The 21,792-nt window shown below is 66.5% G+C and carries 15 protein-coding genes; 13 read left to right on the forward strand and 2 right to left on the reverse strand.

The window, feature by feature from the left end; genetic code table 11:
• Positions 1–17 precede the first annotated feature (17 nt).
• Both AC1GI4_RS17060 and AC1GI4_RS17065 read right to left on the reverse strand, forming a co-directional pair.
• Positions 18–905, reverse strand: coding sequence for a UDP-2,3-diacylglucosamine diphosphatase (locus tag AC1GI4_RS17060; protein WP_433910268.1), 888 nt, complete (start codon positions 903–905; stop codon positions 18–20).
• A gap of 304 nt (positions 906–1,209) precedes the next feature.
• Positions 1,210–3,984, reverse strand: a complete 2,775-nt coding sequence (locus AC1GI4_RS17065) for a TonB-dependent receptor (protein ID WP_479630303.1) — start codon at positions 3,982–3,984, stop codon at positions 1,210–1,212.
• Between the two features lie 286 nt (positions 3,985–4,270).
• Here AC1GI4_RS17065 and AC1GI4_RS17070 point away from each other — a divergent pair, with 286 nt between their 5' ends.
• The 13 genes from AC1GI4_RS17070 to AC1GI4_RS17130 all read left to right on the forward strand — a co-directional run bounded on the left by AC1GI4_RS17070 (position 4,271) and on the right by AC1GI4_RS17130 (position 21,776).
• Complete coding sequence (locus AC1GI4_RS17070) at positions 4,271–5,017, forward strand: copper homeostasis protein CutC (RefSeq protein WP_479630304.1); 747 nt, start codon at positions 4,271–4,273, stop codon at positions 5,015–5,017.
• Between the two features lie 116 nt (positions 5,018–5,133).
• Positions 5,134–5,871: a GntR family transcriptional regulator gene (locus tag AC1GI4_RS17075; protein WP_294272259.1), complete on the forward strand. Its 738-nt coding sequence runs from the start codon at positions 5,134–5,136 to the stop codon at positions 5,869–5,871.
• On the forward strand, positions 5,864–6,904 hold the full coding sequence (locus AC1GI4_RS17080) for an SIS domain-containing protein (RefSeq protein ID WP_479630305.1): 1,041 nt from the start codon (positions 5,864–5,866) through the stop codon (positions 6,902–6,904). Before AC1GI4_RS17075 ends, AC1GI4_RS17080 begins: the two co-directional genes overlap by 8 nt.
• The gene (nagA, locus tag AC1GI4_RS17085; protein ID WP_479630306.1) at positions 6,901–8,040 is read left to right on the forward strand and encodes an N-acetylglucosamine-6-phosphate deacetylase; all 1,140 of its coding nucleotides are present in this window, start codon (positions 6,901–6,903) and stop codon (positions 8,038–8,040) included. Before AC1GI4_RS17080 ends, nagA begins: the two co-directional genes overlap by 4 nt.
• A complete protein-coding gene (galA, locus tag AC1GI4_RS17090; protein ID WP_479630307.1) occupies positions 8,037–10,940 on the forward strand; it encodes a beta-galactosidase GalA in 2,904 nt (967 codons plus the stop codon). The genes nagA and galA overlap by 4 nt, the downstream gene beginning before the upstream one ends.
• 56 nt (positions 10,941–10,996) lie before the next feature.
• A complete protein-coding gene (gene ptsP, locus AC1GI4_RS17095; RefSeq protein ID WP_479630308.1) occupies positions 10,997–13,447 on the forward strand; it encodes a phosphoenolpyruvate--protein phosphotransferase in 2,451 nt (816 codons plus the stop codon).
• Positions 13,444–15,147: an N-acetylglucosamine-specific PTS transporter subunit IIBC gene (gene nagE, locus AC1GI4_RS17100; protein ID WP_479630309.1), complete on the forward strand. Its 1,704-nt coding sequence runs from the start codon at positions 13,444–13,446 to the stop codon at positions 15,145–15,147. Before ptsP ends, nagE begins: the two co-directional genes overlap by 4 nt.
• Before the next feature lie 120 nt (positions 15,148–15,267).
• On the forward strand, positions 15,268–16,053 hold the full coding sequence (locus AC1GI4_RS17105; protein WP_479630310.1) for an IclR family transcriptional regulator: 786 nt from the start codon (positions 15,268–15,270) through the stop codon (positions 16,051–16,053).
• Positions 16,054–16,204: 151 nt separating this feature from the next.
• Positions 16,205–17,290 carry a DUF475 domain-containing protein gene (locus AC1GI4_RS17110; protein WP_479630445.1) on the forward strand — a complete coding sequence of 362 codons (1,086 nt, stop codon included), beginning with the start codon at positions 16,205–16,207 and terminating at the stop codon, positions 17,288–17,290.
• A 78-nt stretch (positions 17,291–17,368) separates the two neighbouring features.
• Positions 17,369–18,160 carry a Crp/Fnr family transcriptional regulator gene (locus tag AC1GI4_RS17115; protein WP_433910276.1) on the forward strand — a complete coding sequence of 264 codons (792 nt, stop codon included), beginning with the start codon at positions 17,369–17,371 and terminating at the stop codon, positions 18,158–18,160.
• Positions 18,157–18,357, forward strand: coding sequence for a hypothetical protein (locus AC1GI4_RS17120; RefSeq protein ID WP_479630311.1), 201 nt, complete (start codon positions 18,157–18,159; stop codon positions 18,355–18,357). Before AC1GI4_RS17115 ends, AC1GI4_RS17120 begins: the two co-directional genes overlap by 4 nt.
• A gap of 124 nt (positions 18,358–18,481) precedes the next feature.
• Positions 18,482–20,560: a M3 family metallopeptidase gene (locus tag AC1GI4_RS17125; RefSeq protein WP_479630312.1), complete on the forward strand. Its 2,079-nt coding sequence runs from the start codon at positions 18,482–18,484 to the stop codon at positions 20,558–20,560.
• A gap of 289 nt (positions 20,561–20,849) precedes the next feature.
• The gene (locus AC1GI4_RS17130; protein WP_479628293.1) at positions 20,850–21,776 is read left to right on the forward strand and encodes an IS110 family transposase; all 927 of its coding nucleotides are present in this window, start codon (positions 20,850–20,852) and stop codon (positions 21,774–21,776) included.
• Positions 21,777–21,792 lie beyond the last annotated feature (16 nt).

The following is a 21,792-nucleotide window of genomic DNA, read 5'->3' on the forward strand; positions in this document are numbered from 1 at the left end:
GTCCTTGTCCTTTCCGATCAGGCGGCGATCGCGGCGGCGACCACCGGCTTGCTCCGCCTAGCCTCCATCTCGTCGCCCCAGTGCAGGATTTCCATCGTGCCGTCGAAATGCTCGACCAGCGCGGTGCAGCCCTCCACCCAGTCGCCGTCATTATAATAGGTGACGCCGTTGATGTCGCGGATTTCGGCGGTGTGGATATGGCCGCACACCACCCCATCGACGCCGCGCGCCCCCGCCGCATGGGCGACGACCTCCTCGAAATGCGAGATGAAGGCGACGGCGTTCTTCACCTTGGCCTTGGCGTGCTTGGACAGCGACCAATAGGGGCGTTTCATCCACCGCCGGACGATATTGACCCAGCGGTTCACCTCCATCAGCGCGGTATAGGCGAAGTCGCCGACATGGGCGAGCCAGCGATGCGCCAGGGTGATCGCGTCGAACTCGTCGCCATGCAGGACCAGCAGGCGGCGACCGTCCGCCGTCTCGTGGATCGCCTTGCGACAGATGGCGATGCCGCCGAAATCCATGCCGGTGAACTGGCGGAAGATTTCGTCGTGATTGCCGGGGATATAGACGACGCGGGTGCCACGCTTGGCGCGCTTCAGCAGGCGCCAGACCACGTCGTTATGGGCGGCGGGCCAGTAGAATTTCTTCTTCAGCCGCCAGCCGTCGATCATGTCGCCGACCAGGTACATGGTCTCGCTGTCGACATGGTCGAGGAAGTCGATCAGCATTTCCGCATTGCAGCCGCGCGTGCCGAGATGGACGTCCGAAATCCAGATGGTGCGATACCGGCGGCGTTCATTCCCTTCGGGTTCCGGCGTCACCAGCGCGCGGGGAATGAAGTCGAGGATGGCGGCGTCTTCGTGCAGCGAACCATCGATCGGAATGCTGGTGATCGGCATCGGCATAACCCCACGCTTGGCGTTATGCGTGTCATGCCTGTCATCTGTTACGCGCGCGTCGCAGATCGGTGACAGAGGCAAAGCAGTTTGATGACTCGTTAAAGTCAGGGCACAAGAAAAGCCCACCGATCCCAAGATCTACGGGCATCTCTCGTTCACAAAGCCTGGTGACTCCCCCATCCCCTCCCGCAAGCGGGAGGGGATGGGGGAGGGAATGCCCCAAGCGATAGGCTCGGTGAGACTCCATGCCCTCCCCAAACCCCTCCCGCCTGCGGGAGGGGCTTAAGAAGGCTCAAGTCAGGTCTTAGAAACGCACCGCGACCGACGCGGCATAGGTCCGGCCGTTCTTGTAGAAGGCGGTCGGACGGTCGGGCGTCGCGTTATACTGGTAATAGGTCTCGTCGAGCAGGTTCTGCGCGTTGACCGACAGCGTGATCTCCTTGGTCAGCTGCAAGCCCGCCGAGAAGTCGAGCTGGCTGTACGGCGCGACCATTTCGCGCGAACCCAGGCGGCCGATCGTGCGGAAATAGCTCGAACGGTAATTGTAGCTCAGACGCGCCTGGAAAATGCCCTTTTCGAAATAGGGGATCACGTTGACCGTGTGGCGCGACAGGTACGGCAGGTTCAGCGCCGCGCCGGTCGTGTCGACCGACGAGGTCGAGCTGTCCTGGTACGAATAGTTCGCCTGGATACCGAAGCCGCCCCAGATTTCGGCCTGGGCCGACGCCAGCGCGCCGTTGACGGTCGCCTTGCCGCCGTTGATCGGCTGGTTGACGTTATAGGTCGTCAGCGCGTTCTGCAGCGTGTTGAAATAGACCGCATTGGTGCGCGTGTTGATGATGTAGTTCGAGATGTCGCGACGGAACAGCTCGACTGCCAGCAACGTGCCCGCGCGCGGATACCATTCCGCGGTCAGTTCATAGTTGGTCGACTCATACGGCTTCAGGTTCGGGTTGCCGCCACCGCCGTCGAGCGTGACGTTGTTCAGCGTCAGCGATGCCGCCAGATCCTCATAGCGGGGACGCGAGATCACCCGGGCGACCGCGCCGCGCACGATCACCTGCGGGGTGATCGAATAGGCGATGTTCACGCTGGGCAGGAACTTCAGGTAATCGGTGGTGGTGGTGGTGGGCACCGGCACCGGATTGGCGAGGTTGCTCTGCGTCACCGCATAGCGCGACTGGTCGCGGGTATAGACCAGACGGCCGCCGATGTTCCCGCGCACGCCGCTCTGGTCGAAATTGGCCTGGATATACGAGGCCATGACGGTCTCACGCACGCGGCTGGATGCGCCGATCTTGTTGACCAGCGGGCTGTTGATCGCCTTGGCCAGGATGTCGATCACCGCCTGATCCGGCAGGTTCAGATACTGGGTCGCATTGCCCGAACCGCCGGTGCCGTCGAACACGCCGCCCGGCGTGACCAGGGTGGGCACGCCCAGCTGGTTGGCCGTCATCGACGTGGTCATATAGGTGTTGATGCCACGCGCATCGAGCCGGTTGACGTGATCGGTCACGCGGCTGCCCAGCAGGATCTGGGTGAAGGGGCCGAACTCGACCGGGATGGTCGCGTCATAGCCGCCATAGATGTCGCGGTCGGTGGTGACGCTATAGTCCAGGCCGCCGATCTGCGCAGCATTCAGGCTCTGGCCGTTGATGACGACCGGACGACCTTCGATCGTGGCGGGGTTGTTGTTCGGGTTGGTGAAATAGTTGGCGGGGTTGGTCGGATCACCGACATAGTTGACCGTCGCCGACTTCGGCCCGAACGCATAGCTGAACGGCAGCTTGGTCTGTACGTTGAACAGATATTCGGGGTTGCGGCCGCCGGTCGCGCGCGACCAGCCACCCGCAAAGCTGACCTTCGCGCCGTCATCGCCTTCCCAATCGGCGAAGAAATTGAGGTTGTCGGTCTTCAGCTTGGTCTTGCGGACCAGTGTGTCGAGCTGCGACGCCTGGTTCGTGGCCGCCCCGAACGACGCCGAGTTCACGACGCCGTTGCTGACATTGGCGGTCTGCAGCACGTTGCCGGTCCAGGCGACCGGGATCGTGTACATCGACTGGCTGTAATTGTTGTAGTTGCCGTCGATGTGCAGGCCGTTCAGGGTCAGCGTCAGATTGTCGGCCGGGCGATACTGCACGGTGCCCGACACGCTGGCGCGCTCGCGGGTCTGCTGGAAATAGGCATAGTTGATGCCGAAGGGGGCGACCGCGTTGATAAGATCGTTCTTCGTACCGCCGGTGATGGTGGCGTTCGGGCTCTTCAGGATGCCCTGGCCGCTGGCGTCGCGCAGGACGTTGCCGTTGGCGTCCTTCTGGAAGAAGTCGCTGCCGCTCTGATAGCCGAAGAATTCGACGCCCGCGCGGGTCAGGTTCTGCTTGTCATAGGTGCCCGCGATCAGGAAACCGAAATTGTCGGCCTGGTTGTGCCAGCTATACAGGCCCGATCCGCGAATATTGCCCTTTTCCGAACGGTCATTGTACGAATAGCCGCCCGAGGCGAAGACCGAATTGGGATCGAGGTCGAGCGGGCGACGAGTGCGCACGATGACCGTGCCGCCCAGGCTGCCTTCTTCGATGCGCGGTTCCGGCGACTTGTAGACTTCCAGCCGGTCGACCAGTTCGGGGGCGAGCAGCGAATAGTTGAAGGTGCGGCTGGATGGGTCGTTGTCGTTGCCGCCCCAGTCGGCCGAGGCGAGCGCATGGCCGTCGAGCAGCATGCGGTTCAGCGCCGGGTCGGTGCCCAGGATCGCGACCTTCTCGCCTTCGCCGAAGCGGCGATCGATGCTGACGCCCGGAATGTGCGACAGCGATTCCGCCACGTTGCGGTCGGGGAACTTACCCACGTCCTCGGCGGTGATGACGTCGACGACGGCGTTGGCCTCACGCTTGACGTTGATGGCGTTACGCAGGCTGGAGCGGATGCCGGTGACGACGATGTCGCCGCCGTCGCTCTGGTCGCTGCCCGGCGCGGTCTGGGTGGGCGAGTCGCCCGGCTGCGTCGTCGTCTGCGCAAAGGCGGTGCCGTGAACCCCGGCGAGGGCGGTCGCCGTCAGGATCATGCCTCGGAAGCTCAACATATTCAAATCCCCCAAAATATGCTCGCGGCTCCACCGTGCGCGCTTGTTTTCTTTGTCCTGGGGTGGCTGGTGGCATCCTCCCCGGCTGGCTTTTTATATTATATGCCAGAATAACCAACCTGTAACCAAACTGACATTGGTCCGTAAACGGAAAAAATGTGACGTTTGGTTCATGAGACCATTGGGCTGGCGCATTGTCCGACGTGCTGCTTAAATGACACTATCATGAGGGTCGGCGCGGGGATGGTGCGGACGCGCAGGCCGAAGTTGCCGGGGGATGTTCAAGATGGTCATGTCACTGGTCCGGGCCGGGCCGCCCTTGCTGGAGATCTGCGTCGATGACGCGGGCGGCGTGGCGGCGGTCGTGGCGGCCGGTGCCGACCGCATCGAACTGTGCGGTGCCTTGGGGCTGGGCGGGCTGACGCCTTCGGCGGCTCTGGTCGCCCATGCGGTCGAGTCGGGCGTCCCCGTACATGCCATGGTCCGTCCGCGTGACGGGGATTTTCGCTTCGATGCGGCCGACATCGCACTGGCGACGGACGAGATCCGTCGCCTGGTGGCGATGGGGGTGGCGGGCGTGGTCGTCGGTGCAATGGCCGACGACCGGCGCCTCGACCTCGACCTGCTCGCGCGCTGGCGGGATGCGGCGGCGGGCGTTGCGATCGTCCTTCACCGGGCGGTCGACCTGGTGGCCGATCCGGTCGAGGCGGTCGAGCAGGTCGCGGCGCTGGGCTATGACCATATCCTGACCTCGGGCGGCGCGGCGACCGCGGAGCAGGGTGCGGAGGTGATCGCGTCGATGGTCGAGGCCGCCGCAGGGCGCCTGTCGATCATCGCCGGCTCGGGCGTTTCGGCGGACAATGTCGCGACGCTGATCGCCAGGACCGGGGTCGATGCGGTCCATGCCTCGGCCAGCGTGCGCGAGGATTGGGGGGATCCGCGGGTGCTCGCCATGGGCTTTGCGGTGGGGGCAAGGCGCCGGACAAGCGCCGATCGTATCGCGGCGATACGGCAGAAAATAGGGGAAGGATAAAAGCCAATGTATGCCATATATAATACCTATTGCTCGCTTGGGGTGGCTGCGATAAGCCTGACGAAGAAGCGGGGCGTGGCATGAGCGACGCCCGGGACAAGGGGGATGGCGCAGCCATGACATTCTCGGCGCAGGTCGGCTCCTTCCGAAAGGGGAACCCCGCGCCTTTGTACCTCCAGCTCCAGCAGCTGTTGCGTGACGCGATCACCAGCAATGTCCTGGCCGAGGATGACGCCATTCCCGCCGAGCGTGACCTGGCGATCGAATATGACGTGTCGCGGATCACGGTGCGCAAGGCGATCGGTGGCCTGGTCGAAGAGGGTCTGCTGACGCGGCGACGCGGCGCGGGCACCTTCGTTGCGGGGCGCGTCGAGAAGAGCTTCTCCAAGCTGTCGTCCTTCTCGGAGGACATGATCGCGCGCGGACGCACGCCGAGCAGCCAGTGGGTCAGCCGTGCGCCGGGCACGGTTACGCCCGAGGAGGCGCTGTCGCTGGGCCTGTCGCCGGGCGCGCCGGTCTATCGCTTCCAGCGCGTGCGCTTCGCCGACGAGGTGCCGATGGCGATCGAGATCTCGACCATCGCGGGCTTTGCGCTGCCGTCGATCGAGGCGGTCGATCGCTCGCTCTATGCCGCGCTGGAGCGAACCGGCAACCGGCCGATCCGTGCGCTGCAACGGCTGCGCGCGGTTCCCTTCGGCGCGGACCATGCCAAGATGCTGGACGTCGATCCGGGTCATGCGGGCCTGTTGATCGAGCGGCGCGGATTTCTACGCGATGGACGGGCGGTGGAATATACCCAGTCCTTCTATCGCGGCGATGCCTATGATTTCGTCGCGGAGTTAACCGATGTCTGATGTGATGACCGCTGGTAGTGCGGGAACCGGCACCCTGATGGGAGCGGAAGCGGGCGAGGCGCCGGAGGCGATCGCCCGGCTGCTGGCGCGCAACGCGCCGACCGTCAAGGCGCTGGCCGAGCGGCTGCGTGCCGCCCCGCCGCCGGTCATCATCACCATCGCCCGTGGGTCGTCGGACCATGCCGCGACCTATGGCAAATATATCCTGGAGACCAAGACCGGCGTGCCGGTCTCCTCGGCCGCACCGTCGGTCGCGTCGATCTTCGAAACGCCGATGAAGGTGCGAGGAGCCCTGGTCATCGCCATCTCGCAGTCGGGGCGCAGCCCGGACCTGCTGGCGACGGTCGAGGCGTATCGCGCGGGCGGCGCACATATCGTGGCGCTGGTCAATGACGAGGAGTCGCCGCTGGCGACCGGTGCGGACACGTTCCTGCCGCTGTCGGCCGGTCCCGAAAAGGCCGTCGCCGCCACCAAGTCCTGCCTGACCGCGCTGGCTGGGCTGGCGCAGCTCGCCGCCGCCTGGGCGGGTGACGAGGCGCTGGAGACGGCGCTGGACGACCTGCCGGGTCAGGTCGAACAGGCGCTGGGGCTCGACTGGTCCTCGGCGGTCGAGGGGCTTCGCGACGTCAGCCAGATGTTCGTGCTGGGGCGCGGTTATGGTTACGGCGTGGCGCAGGAAGCCGCGCTGAAGCTGAAGGAAACCTGCTCGATCCAGGCCGAGCCATTCAGCGCCGCCGAGGTTCGTCACGGCCCGATGCGCATCGTCGAGCCGGGCTATTCGGTGCTGGGCTTCGCCACTTCCGACGTGGCGGGCGAGGATGTGAAGGCGGTCGCCGACCAGTTCGCCGCGCGCGGCGCCAAGCCGTTCGTGGCGGGGCAGGGCGGTGACCTGCCCATGGTCGCGGGCCACCCCGCGCTCGAGCCGATCTCGATGCTCGCCAGCTTCTACCGCATGGTCGAGGCGCTGGCGCTCGCCCGTGGCATGGACCCCGACTCGCCGCCGCATCTGCAGAAAGTGACCCGCACGCTATGACCCGTTTCCGTTTCGTCAACGGCCATGTCGCGACCTCCGGCGGCGTTCAGCAGGGTGCGGAAATCACCGTCGAGGGCGACCGTATCGCGTCGATCGGCGCGGTTGAGGGTTCGGCCGATACCATCGACCTGAACGGCGGCTGGGTCGTGCCCGGCTATATCGACACGCAGGTCAATGGCGGCGGCGGCGTGCTGTTCAACGACCGTCTGGATGTGGACGGCATCGCGAGCATGGCGGCGGCGCATGCCGCCTATGGCACCACCGCAATGCTGCCGACTTTGGTCAGCGAGACGCCGGACAAGATCGCCCGCGCGCTCGACGCGATCGACGAGGCGATCGAGGCGAAGGTGCCCGGCATCGTCGGCATCCATGTCGAGGGGCCGGTGCTGAACCCGGCGCGCAAAGGCATCCACGATCCGACGCGCTTCCGCGATCTGGACGAGGACATGGTCGCCGTCCTGACCCGCCCGCGCAAAGGCAAGGTCATGCTGACCATCGCGCCCGAGCGGGTGCCGGTCGAGACGATCAAGCGCCTCGTCGATGCGGGCGTGCTGGTCAGCGCGGGGCATAGCGAGGCCAGCTACGAACAGGCGATGGCGGCGTTCGATGTGGGGCTGTCGGGTATCACCCATCTCTATAACGCGATGCCCGCCATGCAGCAGCGGGTGCCGGGTCTGGCGGGCGCGACGCTCGATGATCCGCGGCCTTATAGTGGTCTCATCATCGACGGTTTCCATGTCGCCGCGCCGATGCTGCGGCTGGCGCTGAAGGCGCGGCCGTTCGAGAAGCTGATGCTCGTTACCGACGCCATGTCGTCGGTTGGCGCGGTGGAGAAGGACTTCGTCCTGCACGGTCGGCATATCGACGTGTCGGGCGGCAAGTGCACCTATGCCGACGGCACGCTGGCGGGCTCGGACCTCGACATGGGGTCGGCGGTCGCCAATGCGGTCGAGCAGCTGCGCATCACCGTCGATCAGGCGGCGGCCATGGCCGCGACGCATCCGGCGGCGTTCCTGGGCCTCAGCCATGAGCGCGGGGCGCTGGCGAAGGGCTTGCGCGCCGACTGGGTGGTGCTCGACGCCGCGCTCAAGCCGGTCGAAACGCGCATCGCCTCGGCGGAGCCGGTCGCGGCATGACGGTCGCGCGCCGCGACCTGCTGCTGGGCAGCGCGGTGGTGGGGCTGGCGGGCGGCATCGCGCCCGTGCCAGCCTTCGCCGCCAATCGCCGCCCGGCGGACGGTGCGGGCGCGCTTCCCATGCCCGAGCCGGTGGATCAGCTTCCGCCCGCTTTGCCGGTGCAGGATGCCGCGCGTGTCCTGATGGATCGCGGCTGGCTGTTCCATGAAGACGATATCGAGCCCGCGCCGCTCGACACGCACAATGCCACGTACTTGTCGGTCAAGGCTGGGAATGCGCGCGGTGCGGCGGCGGTCGATTATGACGATAGCGACTGGCAGGCGGTCGACCTGCCGCACGACTGGGCCTCGTTCCAGCCTTTCGTGAAGACCGCCAATGTCGCGCAAGGGTATCGTCCGCGCGGGATCGGCTGGTATCGACGCAGCTTCCGGCTGGACCCGCGCTTACGCGGTCGGCGGATCGAGCTGGAATTCGGCGGCATCGCGACCTTTGCGACCATCTGGGTCAATGGCAGCGTCGTCTCGCATAATTTCTCCGGCTATAACGCGATCCGTATCGACCTGACGCCGTTCGCGCGCTTTGGCGACGAACCCAATATCGTCGCCGTCCGGGTCGATGCGGATGCGATGGAGGGCTGGTGGTATGAGGGCGCCGGGCTCTACCGCCATGTCTGGCTGGGTGATTATGCGCCCGTCTCGATCGCGACCGATGGCGTGCACTGCGATCCGCGCAAGACCGATGGCCGCTGGCATGTCCCCGTCACCACCACGCTGACCAGCATTGCGCCCGCCGACTGCCCGGTGACGGTCGAGGCGCGGTTGCTCGACCCGCAGGGCAAGGTCGTCGCGCAGGGGCAGGCGGAGGCGACCGTTCCGACCTTCGACGAAGCCACCGCGACGTTCGATCTGCCGGTGGCCGATCCGACGCTCTGGTCGGTCGAGCGGCCGACGCTCTACACGCTCGACGTGCGGCTGCTGCGCGACGGTCAGGTGGCGGACGAGCGACGGGTGCCGATCGGCTTTCGCACGATCCGCTTCGACGCCGCGCAGGGCTTCTTCCTCAATGACCGGCCCGTGAAGCTGAAGGGCGTCTGCCTGCATCAGGATCATGCGGGCGTCGGCACCGCCATCCCCGATGCGCTGCTCGGCTGGCGGCTGGAGCGGCTGAAGGCGATGGGCTGCAACGCCATCCGGTCCAGCCACAATGCGCCGACGCCGGAGCTGCTCGACTGGTGCGACCGGCTCGGCCTCCTCGTGATGAACGAGAACCGGCAGTTCAATCCGGCGCCCGAATATCGCGCGCAGCTGGAATGGCTGGTCCGGCGCGATCGTAATCACCCCAGCGTCATCCTGTGGTCGGTCTTCAACGAGGAACCGATGCAGGGCACGCCCGCAGGCGTGGCGATGGTCCAGCGCATGGCGCACTGGGTCCGCGCGCTGGATGACAGCCGCCCGGTGACGGCGGCGATGAACGGGGCGTTCTTCAATCCGATCAACGTCGCGCAGGTCGTCGATGTGACCGGGTTCAATTACTATCAGGGCGATTACGACCGCTATCACCAGCTGAATCCGGCCAAGCCGATGACCAGCTCGGAGGATACCAGCGCCTACATGACGCGCGGCGCGTTCGAGAGCGATCCGGCCCGCCATATCGCGTCGAGCTATGATATCGAGGCGGCCAGCTGGGGCGATACGCATCGCGGCGCATGGAAGAAGATCGCCGAACGTGCCTATGTGGCGGGCGGGTTCGTGTGGACCGGCTTCGACTATCATGGCGAGCCGACCCCCTATGGATGGCCGACCATCTCCAGCTTCTTCGGCATTTTGGATCTGTGCGGCTTTCCGAAGGTCGCCTTCGACATCCACCGCGCCGCCTGGATCGATGACGCGCCCGTCGTCGCGATCGCGCCGCACTGGAGCTGGCCGGGGCGCGAGGGCAAGCCGACCAAGGTCATGGTCCTGTCCAATGCCGAGCGCGTCGTGCTTCGCCTGAACGGCAAGACGGTGGGTGAGGCGGCGGTCGACCGTTTGATGGGCAATGAGTGGACCGTGCCGTACGCGCCGGGCCGGATCGAGGCGATCGCCTATCGCGGCGGCCGCGAGGTCGCGCGCGCCGCGCATGAGACGGTCGGAGCGCCGGTCGCGCTGCGCCTGACCCCGGCGCGCACCGTGATGGCGGGCGATACCGAGGATGCGCAGGCGATCACCATCGACGCGGTGGATGCCAAGGGGCGCCATGTCCCGACCGCCAACCTGATGACCCGCTTCGCCATCGAGGGCGGGGCGATCATCGGCGTCGGCAATGGCGATCCCAATAGCCATGAGTCCGAAAAGGGCAATCAGCGCTCTCTTTTTAACGGTCTGGCCCAGATGATCGTGCGGCCTGATACCGGGCGCGGACGGATCGTCATCCGCGCGACGGCGGACGGGCTGAAGCCAGCGACGCTGAAGCTCGATCGGCTGGGCGTGGCGCCGCGTGCGCAAGTCGCGGTGATGAGCGGCGACATGGATGTACGCGAATGGCGGCGTTCGCCGTTGCTGGCGACCAAGCCATCGCCCGACGTCGCACCCGCGGCCAGCGATAATAATGGCTGGGCCTTTGTCCAAGCCGGTACGCCGACCCCGGCGGAAGGCGCGGGCTGGCGTGTCTATCGCGCAATCGTCACGCCTCGGCGGGCGGTGGCGGCGCGGGGCGGCGAGCTGACGTTCGCATCGGTCGGCGGCATGGCGAGCCTGTGGGTCGATGGCCAGTTGATCGCCGAAAAGCGCGATCCCAAGCCCGGCCCGATGACCGCGACCCTGCCCTCGGGTGCGGGCAAGCGGACCATCGCGCTGATCGTCGCGGGACTGGGCAATATCGATAGCGGCCTGCTGGGCCGGGTGACGATCGCCCCGCGCTGATCGCGCTTGGGGATCGGTCACGGGGAAGGAATGCAGTTTGGCGAAAGTGACGTGCGATGAGTGACCTGACCATTTATGCGCCGCTGGCTGGCTGGGTGACGCCGCTGGCCGAAGTGCCGGACCCGGTCTTCGCCGAAAAGATGCTGGGCGACGGCGTGGCGATCGATCCGGTCAACGACGCGCTGTGCGCCCCGTGCGACGCGACCGTGCTGACGGTGCATGAGGCGGGCCATGCGGTGACGCTGCGCAGCACCGACGGCTATGAACTGATCTGCCATATCGGCATCGACACCGTGTCGCTGGGCGGCAAGGGGCTGACCCCGCAGGTGCAAGCGGGTGCGAAGGTGCTGGCGGGCCAGCCGCTGATCCGTTTCGACCTCGACTATCTGGTCCAGAACGCGCCCGCCGTCGTCACGCCGGTCATCGTTGCCGATGCCACCCGCTATGCCGTCGAGCCGATCGCCAAGGGGCTGGTCGCGGTCGGCGACCCGTTGCTGCGCGTCGTGCCGCTGGGCGGTGAGGCGGAGGTTGGCGACACCGGCGGCGAAACGCTGGTCGAGGAAACGGTCGTCGCGCTCTCGCATGGCCTGCACGCCCGTCCCGCCGCCCGGCTGGTCGAGGCGGTGCGCAAGCATGACGCGCGCGTCACCCTGTATCACGGCGACCGCCATGCCTCGGCGCTGAGCGCGGTCGGTCTGCTGGGGCTTGGCCTGGGCCATGGTACGACCGTGCGGATCGAGGCGAGCGGGGCGCAGGCGGCCGGTGCCTTGGCAGCGGTCATCGCCTTCCTGAACGATGCCACGCCCGAGGAAACTCCGGTCGACGTGCCCGCGCCGGTACGCGGCGAGGGGCCGGGGCTGGGCGGGGTGCCCGCCGCACCGGGACTTGCGGTCGGGCCGATCCATCGCCTGACCCGCGCCGCCATTCCGGTCGAGACGCGGGCGGGTACGGAGGAGGAAGAACGCACCCGACTGAACGAAGCGCTCGATACGGTGCGCGAGGGCCTGGCCCGGGCAGCGGCCGCCGGTGGCGCACGCGGCGGGGTGATGGCGGCGCATGGTGCGATGCTGGCCGATCCGACGCTGACCGACGCCGCTTTGGCCGTGATTGGCCGAGGCATGAGCGCGGGCGTGGCGTGGCAGGAAGCGATCACCGAACAGGTTGCCGTCCTGCTGTCGAGCGGCGACCGCCGTATCGCCGAGCGCGCCGACGACCTGCGCGATCTGGAACGCCATGTGCTTGCAGCCCTTGCAGGGCTGCCGATCGAAGGGCCGAGCGTGCCGAGCGGCGCGATCCTGGTCGCCGAGGATCTTCTGCCCAGCCAGGTCGCAGCGCTCGATGCCGCCGTCGTGGCGGGTATCGCGCTGGTCAAGGGCGGGCCGACCTCGCATGCCGCGATCCTGGCAGCGGGCATGGGCTTGCCCATGGCGGTGGCCTTCGGCGAGCCGCTGGCCGCGCTGGAGGATGGCCGGGTCATCGTGCTCGATGCCGATCGCGGCCTGGTCGACCCCGAACCCGATGCCGAGGCACAAAGCACGGCGCGTGACACCATCGCCCGCCGCAAGGCCGAGATGGAGGCTGCCCGCGCCGCGCAAGGGCCGTGCCGCATGGCGGACGGCACCCGGATCGAGATGTTCGCCAATCTCGGCTCGGTCGCCGATGCCGAGGCGGCGGTGGCCGAAGGCGCGGAGGGCTGTGGCCTGCTGCGCACCGAATTCCTGTTTCTGGAGCGCGCCACTGCGCCGACCCGCGACGAACAGGCCCGCGATTATCAGGCGATCGCCGATGCGCTGGGCGACCGGCCGATGATCGTCCGCCTGCTCGACGTGGGCGGCGACAAGCCCGCGCCCTATATGGACCTGCCCGTCGAGGAAAATCCGGCGCTGGGCCTGCGCGGCATCCGCGTGTCGCTCGCCGATCCGCAATTGCTGGAGGATCAGGTGGCTGCGATCCTGGCGGTGCGCCAGCCGTGCCGGATCATGGCGCCAATGGTCGCCAGCCTGTCCGAACTGGAGGCGGTTCGCGCGGTCGTCGAGCGCCACGGTCGCAAGGCCGAGGTCGGTGTCATGATCGAGACCCCGGCGGCCGCGATTTCCGCCGATATTCTCGCGCGTAAGGCGGACTTCTTCTCGATCGGTACGAACGACCTGACCCAATATACGCTGGCCATGGATCGCGGCAATGCGGCGGTGGCGGCCGGGGTCGACGGGCTTCACCCGGCGGTGCTGCGCCTGATCGGCACAACCTGCGACGGGGCAGCGCGCCACGACACACCGGTCGGCGTCTGCGGCTCGCTGGCCGCCGACCGTCTGGCGGTGCCGATCCTGCTGGGCCTGGGCGTGACCGAATTGTCGGTGCCCCCGGCGCGGGTCGCGGCGACCAAGGCGCTGGTCGGCAAGCTCGACATGGTGAAATGCCGCGCCGCCGCGATCGCCGCGCTGGCGCTTCCCTCGGCGGCGGCGGTTCGCGCGCACATCACGACTATGCTTCAGGAGATCGGCGCATGAGTTCGCCCATGGCCACCATCCAATCGCTCGGGCGGGCGCTCATGCTGCCCATCGCGGTGCTGCCGGTCGCAGGGCTCCTGTTGCGCCTCGGCCAGCCCGACATGCTGAACATCGCCTTCATGGCGAATGCGGGCAATGCGATCTTCGACAATCTGGGCCTTTTGTTCGCTGTCGGCGTCGCCACCGCCTTTGCCCGCGACGGCAACGGCGCGGCGGCGCTGGCGGGCATCACCTGCTACCTCGTCACCATCAAGGGCGCCGAAACGCTGATCGTGCCGCCTGCGGGGACCGGCGCGGGGCTGGCCAAGGACATCGCGGCGACCGTCGAGGCGGCGTGGCGGGCCAAGTCGGTCCATCGTTTCGACGTGCCGGTCGGCATCGTCGCGGGGTTGATCGGCGGCAATTTCTACAATCGCTTCGCCACCATCAAGATGCCGGAATATCTGGCCTTTTTCGGCGGTCGTCGCTTCGTGCCGATCATCTCGGGGATTGCGGGCCTCGGCCTCGCCGCGCTGCTGGGCGTGGCATTCGGGCCGGTCAATACGGGCATCGACGCGATGAGCCAGGGCATTGTCCAGGCGGGCGGGCTGGGGCTGTTCGCCTTCGGCGTGCTGAACCGCCTGCTCGTCGTCACCGGCCTGCATCACATCCTGAACACCGTCGCCTATTTCGTGGTCGGCGATTATCATGGCAAGACCGGCGACCTGACCCGCTTCTTCGCGGGCGATCCGACGGCGGGTGCGTTCATGAGCGGGTTCTTCCCCGTGATGATGTTCGGCCTGCCCGCCGCGTGTCTCGCCATGTATCACGAAGCGCTGCCGGAGCGGAAAAAGGCGGTCGGCGGCATGTTGTTCAGCCTGGCGCTGATGTCGTTCCTGACCGGCGTGACCGAGCCGATCGAGTTCAGCTTCATGTTCCTGGCGCCGGTCCTCTATGCCTTCCACGCCATCCTGACCGGCATTTCGGAAGCGCTGATGAACGCGCTGGGCGTGCGGCTGGGCTATACCTTCTCGGCCGGTCTGTTCGACTATGTCATCAATTTCGGCAAGGCGACCAAGCCGCTGATGCTGCTGCCGATCGGCGCGATCTATGCGCTGATCTACTATGTCGTGTTCCGTTTCGCGATCCGCCGCTGGAACCTCCAGACGCCGGGCCGCGAGGTCGAGGCGGCGGCCGAGGGGGAAGCCACGGAGGCCGCCGGTGGTCGCGGTGCGTCGTTCGTCGCGGCGATGGGGGGCAGCACCAATCTCAGCGAAATCGCCGCCTGCACCACCCGCCTGCGTCTGATCGTGGTCGACCCGGCCCGGGTCGACGAGGGGGCGCTCAAGCGGCTGGGCGCGCGGGGTATCCTCCGCCCCTCTGCCAGCGGCGTCCAGGTCGTCCTGGGGCCGGTTGCCGATACGGTCGCCATGGAGATGCGCGCCGCGATCGAAACCGGGCCGATCGCCGCCACGAGCCGCGCAGCGACGCCGGTCGCACCTGCACCGATGCAGACGGCGACCGTCGCGGAGGCGACCTGCCTGCCGGACACGCTGGTCCAGGCGATGGGCGGTGCGGACAATATCGTCTCGGCCAGCCGTCATGCGGGACGGTGGCGTGTCGTGCTCGCCGATCCCGACCTTTGTGCCGCGACGCTGCCGGCCGATGCCCGCGCCGTCGCCCCGGCGGGCGCTGATATCGTTCACATCCTGATCGATTAAATTATTGTCATCCGGGCGTTAATCATATTGCCGCGTTCAATGCAGACTATATAGCCGCGGGTCGCGTGATAGAAATTGATAGCGGTCGCGCCGCGTTGTCGATCGGAACGGAGGGAATTTTTGGCCAGCGATACGCCAGAAATGTTGGACGACAAGCGGCTTTACCGTGCCCCGGCGCTGGAAAAGGGGCTCGACATATTGGAGCTGCTGGCCGCCGAGGACCATCCGTTGACGATGAGTGCGATCGTCACCCGTCTCGGGCGGTCGACGGGAGAGCTTTTCCGCATGATCCAGGTGCTGGAGCATCGCGGTTACGTGGCGCAGGGGCAGGACGGTTATGTCATGACCCCGCGCCTGTTCCATCTGGGGCTGAAGCGCCCGCCGGTGCGCAGCCTGATGGAACAGGCGCTGCCCGAAATGCGGATGCTGTCCGATCGGATCGGCCAGTCCTGCTACCTCGCCATCCCGTCGGGCGCCGCATCCTCCGTCATCGCGCGGATGGAGGCCAGTACCTCGGTCGGCTTCTCGGTGCGCGTCGGCTATCGCCGTCCGATCCATGAAACTCCGTCCGGGCAGGTGCTCTATGCGTTCCAGCCCGATCAGACGCGGCGCGAATGGGACGGTCTGTTCGACCCGCCGCTGTCGGAGGAGCGCCACGACCATCTGGTCGCCACGGCCGACGGCATCCGTGACCAGGGTTTCGCACAGGCGGACAGCGCGGAATTGCCCGGCATGGTGGAACTGGCGGTGCCGATCATGCGCGGCGGCCGGGCGGTGGCCGTGCTGACCGTTCCGTTCATCCGCATCACCGATGCGCTGGTCGATGGCGATCAGGCGCTGGCCGAACTGCGGGCGACGGCGACGCGCATTTCCGAACAGCTGATCGGCAACGACGCCCGCATCTGATCCCGGCATGGTCCCGACTTGTCCCGTCGCGACTTCGCGGCGATAGGACCGTGGCCCGATTGAACAAATCCGACGAGCCGGACTTTAGTCCCGATCGTAGGAGCGCCGAAGCGTGGCGCCGATCGGACAGGTACGGGGGACCATCAGAGTGCTGCTGAAATATTATAAGGGATCGTTTCTGTTCACCTTGCTCTGCCTGGCGATCGCCGCCTGGCTGGGCTTTCAGAGCACGGGGACGGTCCCGGGTACGCTCGGCATCCTGTGGATCGTCCTGGTCCTGGGCGTGCTGGAAGTGTCCCTGTCCTTCGACAATGCCGTGGTCAACGCGACCGTGTTGCGCGATATGGACGACAAGTGGCGCCACCGTTTCCTGACCTGGGGCATCATCATCGCCGTCTTCGGGATGCGCATCGTCTTCCCGCTCGCCATCGTCGCGATCGCGGCGCATCTGGGCCCGATCGAGGCGGTGAAGCTGGCGGCCGGGGATCCGGTTCGCTACGAACAGATCATTACCTCCGCGCATGTCGGCATCTCGGGTTTCGGCGGCAGCTTCCTGGCCATGGTCGGCCTGAACTTCTTCCTCGACGACGAGAAGGAAGAGCATTGGCTGCCGGTGATCGAGCGGCCGCTGGCTGCCTTGCGTGACATTTCGGGGCTGGCGACGGGGATCGTCCTGCTGGCGCTCTATGCGATTTCACGGTTCATTCCGGCCGAGGACGCGATGACCTTCATCACCTCGGGCATCTTCGGCCTGCTGACCTATATCGCGGTCCATGCCATCGGCGTGCTGCTAGGCAGCGACGGCGATGCGGCGACCGGCGCGGCGGCACGGTCGGGCCTTGCGGCGTTCCTCTACCTCGAAGTGCTCGACGCCAGCTTCTCGTTCGACGGGGTGATCGGTGCGTTCGCGCTGTCGAACAACCTGTTCATCATCGCGCTGGGGCTGGGCATCGGGGCGATGTTCGTCCGTTCGATGACGATCATGCTGGTCGATCACGGGACGCTCGCGCAATATCGCTATCTGGAGCACGGCGCCTTTTACGCGATCGTCGCGCTCGCCGCGATCATGCTGCTGTCGGTGAGGTTCCATATCCCCGAGACGATCACGGGCCTGATCGGCGCGACGCTGATCGGTCTGGCCTTCTGGGCCTCCGTCCGCAGCAACCGCAAGGCGCCCCACGACCTGCCGCACGGCGGCGATCCGGTGCAGGCGGCGGGCAAGCCGATCGGCGACTGACCTGCGGATCGTGTCGCTTGCGGAACACTTTGCCCCTGCGGGGGATTTCTCTCCTGAACGTTGGGCGAGGGAAATGTCATGTCGGTTTCCGCAATCGATACGCGACGCGAGCAGAAGCGCGCCGAAGACGGGCCGCTACTGACCGAATTGTTCCTGAAGGGGCGGGGCCGCGACACGATGACGGCCGAGGATATCGCGGTGCTGGAGGACAGCATCGACGAGGTCCGCACCATCCCTGCCCGCACCATCGTCATCCGCCGCGACGAGCGGGTTCGGTACAGCAGCATGCTGCTGGAAGGTGTGATGTGCCGGTACATGGACGACCGGCAGGGCAACCGCCAGATCGTCGCCTTTCACGTTCCCGGTGATTTCGTCGACCTGCACGGCTTTGCCATGCGGCATCTGGATCACGACGTCGCGACACTGACTCCGGTGCGGGTCGCGCTGGCGGGACACGATCGTCTGGAGCGGATCGTGGCGGGCTATCCCCGGCTGACCCGCTTGCTGTGGTTCTCGACGCTGCTCGATGCCGCGATGCACCGGGAATGGGTGTTCCGGCTGGGGCGGCTGGAGGCCGATGGCCGTGTCGCGCATCTGTTCTGTGAGCTTCACGCGCGGCTCGCCATGGTCGACATGGTCCGGGACGGCGTGTTCCGGTTCCCCGTGACCCAGATCGACCTGGCGGAGGCGGCGGGGATCACGCCGGTGCATCTTAACCGCGTCCTGCGGTCGCTGCGCGAACGGGGCCTGATGACCTTCCGCAGCGGGGAGGCGCATATCCTCGACCTCGACATGCTGGCGGCGCTGGCCGATTTCGATCCCGGCTACCTCTATGGCGGCGGCCCGACCCTGGACAAGCCGAGCGTATGACCCCGCTCGATGATCCTGGCAAGCCCTATCACGGCGTTCACGACGATGCGGGCGTGGCGACCGCCGAATGCGGGATCGTCATGCTCGACGGGCCCAATGGCGTGGCGGTCGCGATGACGCCCGCCGCCGCGCGTGCCACCGGCGAAGGGCTGATGGCGGCGGCTCTGCTGGCGGAGGCGCAGGGCGGGGAGGGGTAGGTCACAAGACTTTACCCGCCGGAACGGGGGCTTATGGTGATGACGCGCCTTTCATGACCGGGAGTTCACATTGCGTCATCTGTCCCTCGCCGCCGCTCTGGCGGCTCTTATGAGCACGTCCGCGATGGCGTCTCCGCCCCAGGCTGTACAGGCCCCCGCCGCCAATCCGCTGATCGCTCCCTGGACCGGCCCCTATGGCGGGGTGCCGCCGTGGGACAAGGTGAAGCCCGAGCTGTTCCCGGCCGCGTTCGAGGCCGCGCTGGCCGAGCGCAAGCGCGACTATGACCGGATCGCCGACAACCCGGCCAAGCCGACCTTCGCCAATACCTTCGTGCCGATGCAGAATGCCGGGCAGACGCTGAACCGCGTGATGACGCTGTTCGGGGTGATGACGGGCAATATGAACACCCCCGCCTATCAGGCGCTGGACCGGGAATGGTCGCCCAAGCTGTCCAAGGCCTCCGACCAGATCACCTTCAACCCCAAGCTGTTCGCCCGGATCGAGGCGATCTACAAGGCGCGGGACACCAGCGGCCTGGATGCGCAGCAGAAGCGGCTGGTCACGCGCACCTATGACAGCTTCGTGCGGCAGGGTGCGAAGCTGACGCCGGCGCAGAAGGAGCAACTGTCCGCCTTCAACCAGAACCTCGCCATCAACTTCAGCGAGTTTTCGCAGCGGTTGCTGGCTGATGAGGGCACCGCGATCATCGTCACCGACGAGGTACGGCTGGCGGGCCTGCCCGAGAGCGTGAAGGCGGTCGCCAAGGCGGCCGCCGCCGAGCGTGGGCAACAGGGCTGGGCGATCGTCAACACGCGCTCGGCGGTCGATCCGGTGCTGACCTTCGGCACCGATCGGGCGCTTCGCGAGCAGGTGTGGCGGGCCTTCACCAAGCGCGGCGACAATGGCGACATCAACGATACCAAGGCGACCATCGCCCGCATCGTTCGCCTGCGCGCCAATCGCGCGCACCTGCTGGGCTTCAAGACCCATGCCGACTGGCGGATGCAGGACACGATGGCCAAGACCCCGGCCGCCGCGATGGACCTGATGATGCGTGTCTGGCCCGCCGCCAAGGCCCGCGTCGCCGAAGAGGTCCGCGACATGCAGGCCATCGCGGACGCCTCTGCTGCCAAGGGGGAAGGGGCCAAGATCACCATCGAGCCCTGGGACTATCGCTTCTACCAGGAGAAGGTCCGCAAGAGCCGCTACGACCTCGATCAGGCCGAGCTGAAGCCCTATTTCGAGCTGAACAACATCATCCAGGGTTCGCTCTATGCGGCGAACCGGCTCTATGGGCTGGAGTTCAAGGAAATCACCGGCACGGTCCCGGTGTTCGAGCCGAACATGCGCGTCTGGCATGTGACGAGGGGCGGCAAGGAAGTCGGGCTGTTCTACCGCGACGATTTCGCGCGGACGGGCAAGCGTTCGGGTGCCTGGGCGAACACCTATCGCGGCCAGCGCAACCTGCCGCCGGTGCAGACGGTCCTGTCGTCGAACAACAACAACTTCGCCAAGGGCGCGCCCGGCGAGCCGGTGCTCATCAGCCTGGACGATGCCGAGACGCTGTTCCACGAGTTCGGCCACGCCATCCACGCAATGCTGCAGAACGTGACCTATCCCGGGCTGGCGGGGACGCCGCGCGACTTCGTGGAATATCCCAGCCAGGTGAACGAGCATTGGCTGCCGACCCGTGACGTGCTCGACAAATACGCGCGTCACTACAAGACCGGCCAGCCCATGCCGCAGGCGCTGCTCGACAAGATCAAGGCGTCGGAGACCTTCAACCAGGGTTTTGCGACGACCGAATATCTGTCCTCGGCGATCGTCGACATGAAGCTGCATACGATCCCGGATGGGATCGTCGATCCGGCCGCGTTCGAGGCGACGACGCTGCGCGAGATCGGGATGCCGAAGGAATTGGTGATGCGGCACCGCCTGCCGCAGTTCAATCACCTGTTCTCGTCGGACAGCTATTCGGCCGGTTATTACAGCTATCTCTGGTCGGAGACGATGGACGCCGACACCTTCGCGGCGTTCGAGGAAGCGGGAAGCCCATGGGACAAGGCGACGGCGGATCGCTTCGCGCAAATCCTGTTGTCGACGGGGAACGAGACGGATCGCGCTGAAGCATACCGCGCGTTCCGGGGCCGTGATCCGGATGTTAATGCGCTGCTCAAGCAACGCGGCTTCCCGACGAAATGAGAACTTCCTCCCCTGCAAGGGGAGGTGGCAGGGCGAAGCCCTGACGGAGGGGTGTCCCGATCGGCGAGGGCAAACCAACCTCGCCACCGGCGATACCCCTCCACCATGCTACGCATGGTCCCCCTCCCTGTCTGATGCGACGGTGGTATGAAGATGTTGCGGAAGGGAGCCCGTCCCCCCCGAGGGTCTGGAGCCCGATAGGGAGCAAGGGTCCCTTCCGCGTTGGTCACAACCCTGAACAGTTGCTTGGGACTGCTGATCCCGCACGACATGGACAGGAGCCTATACCATGCCACAAGCCGTTATCGGCTGCGACCTTTCGCGTGCCGTCATCGACATCTGCGAGCTGCCATCGGGCCGGATCGGGCGGATCGCCAATACACCGGATGCCATCGCCGTCTGGCTCGACACGCTCGACCACGACATCCGCCTTGTCTTCGAGGCGACCAGTGGTTGCGACGGTGACCTGATCGCCGCGCTGGCGACACGCGGCCATCCCTTCTCGCGCGTCAATCCGCGTCAGGCCCGCGAGTTCGCCAGAGCCACCGGCACGCTGGCCAAGACTGACCGCGTCGATGCCCGCGTGCTCGCGCAGATGGGCGCAGCGCTGAACCTGCCCGCTACCATCCCGCTCAGCCCTGCCCGTTCACGCCTGGCCGATTTCCTGCGTCGCCGCAGACAGTTGGTCGACATGCGCAAAGCCGAAAAGCTGCATCGCCACAGCGCAGGCCAACCCGAAATCGCACAAGCCATCGAAGCCATGATCGACCTGCTCAGCCAGCAGATCGCCCAGCTCGACCGCCAGATCGCAGGCTTCATCGCCCAGGATCGGGCCCTGTCCGAACAGGCCCAGCTGCTGACGGCTGTTCCCGGCATCGGGCCCACCGTCCTGGCAACCCTGCTCGGTGAACTTCCCGAACTCGGCACGCTGTGCCGTCGAAAGATCGCCTCGCTCGCCGGCCTCGCTCCCCACGCCCGCGAAAGTGGCACATGGCGCGGCGCCAGGCGCATTTGGGGCGGGCGGCGCAAGGTCCGCGAAGCCCTCTACATCGCCGCCCTCAATGCCTCACGGCGCATCCCCGTCCTCACCGCTATGCGCGACAGGATGCGAGCCAAAGGCAAGGCGCCAAAGACCATCCTTATCGCCGTCGCACGCCAACTCCTCGTCATCCTCAACGCCATGATCCGAAAGCGACAGCCTATCGCTCTCTCATGAGCATCACAGTTGCCCC

The sequence above is a fragment of the Sphingomonas sp. 77B genome (assembly GCF_056497825.1).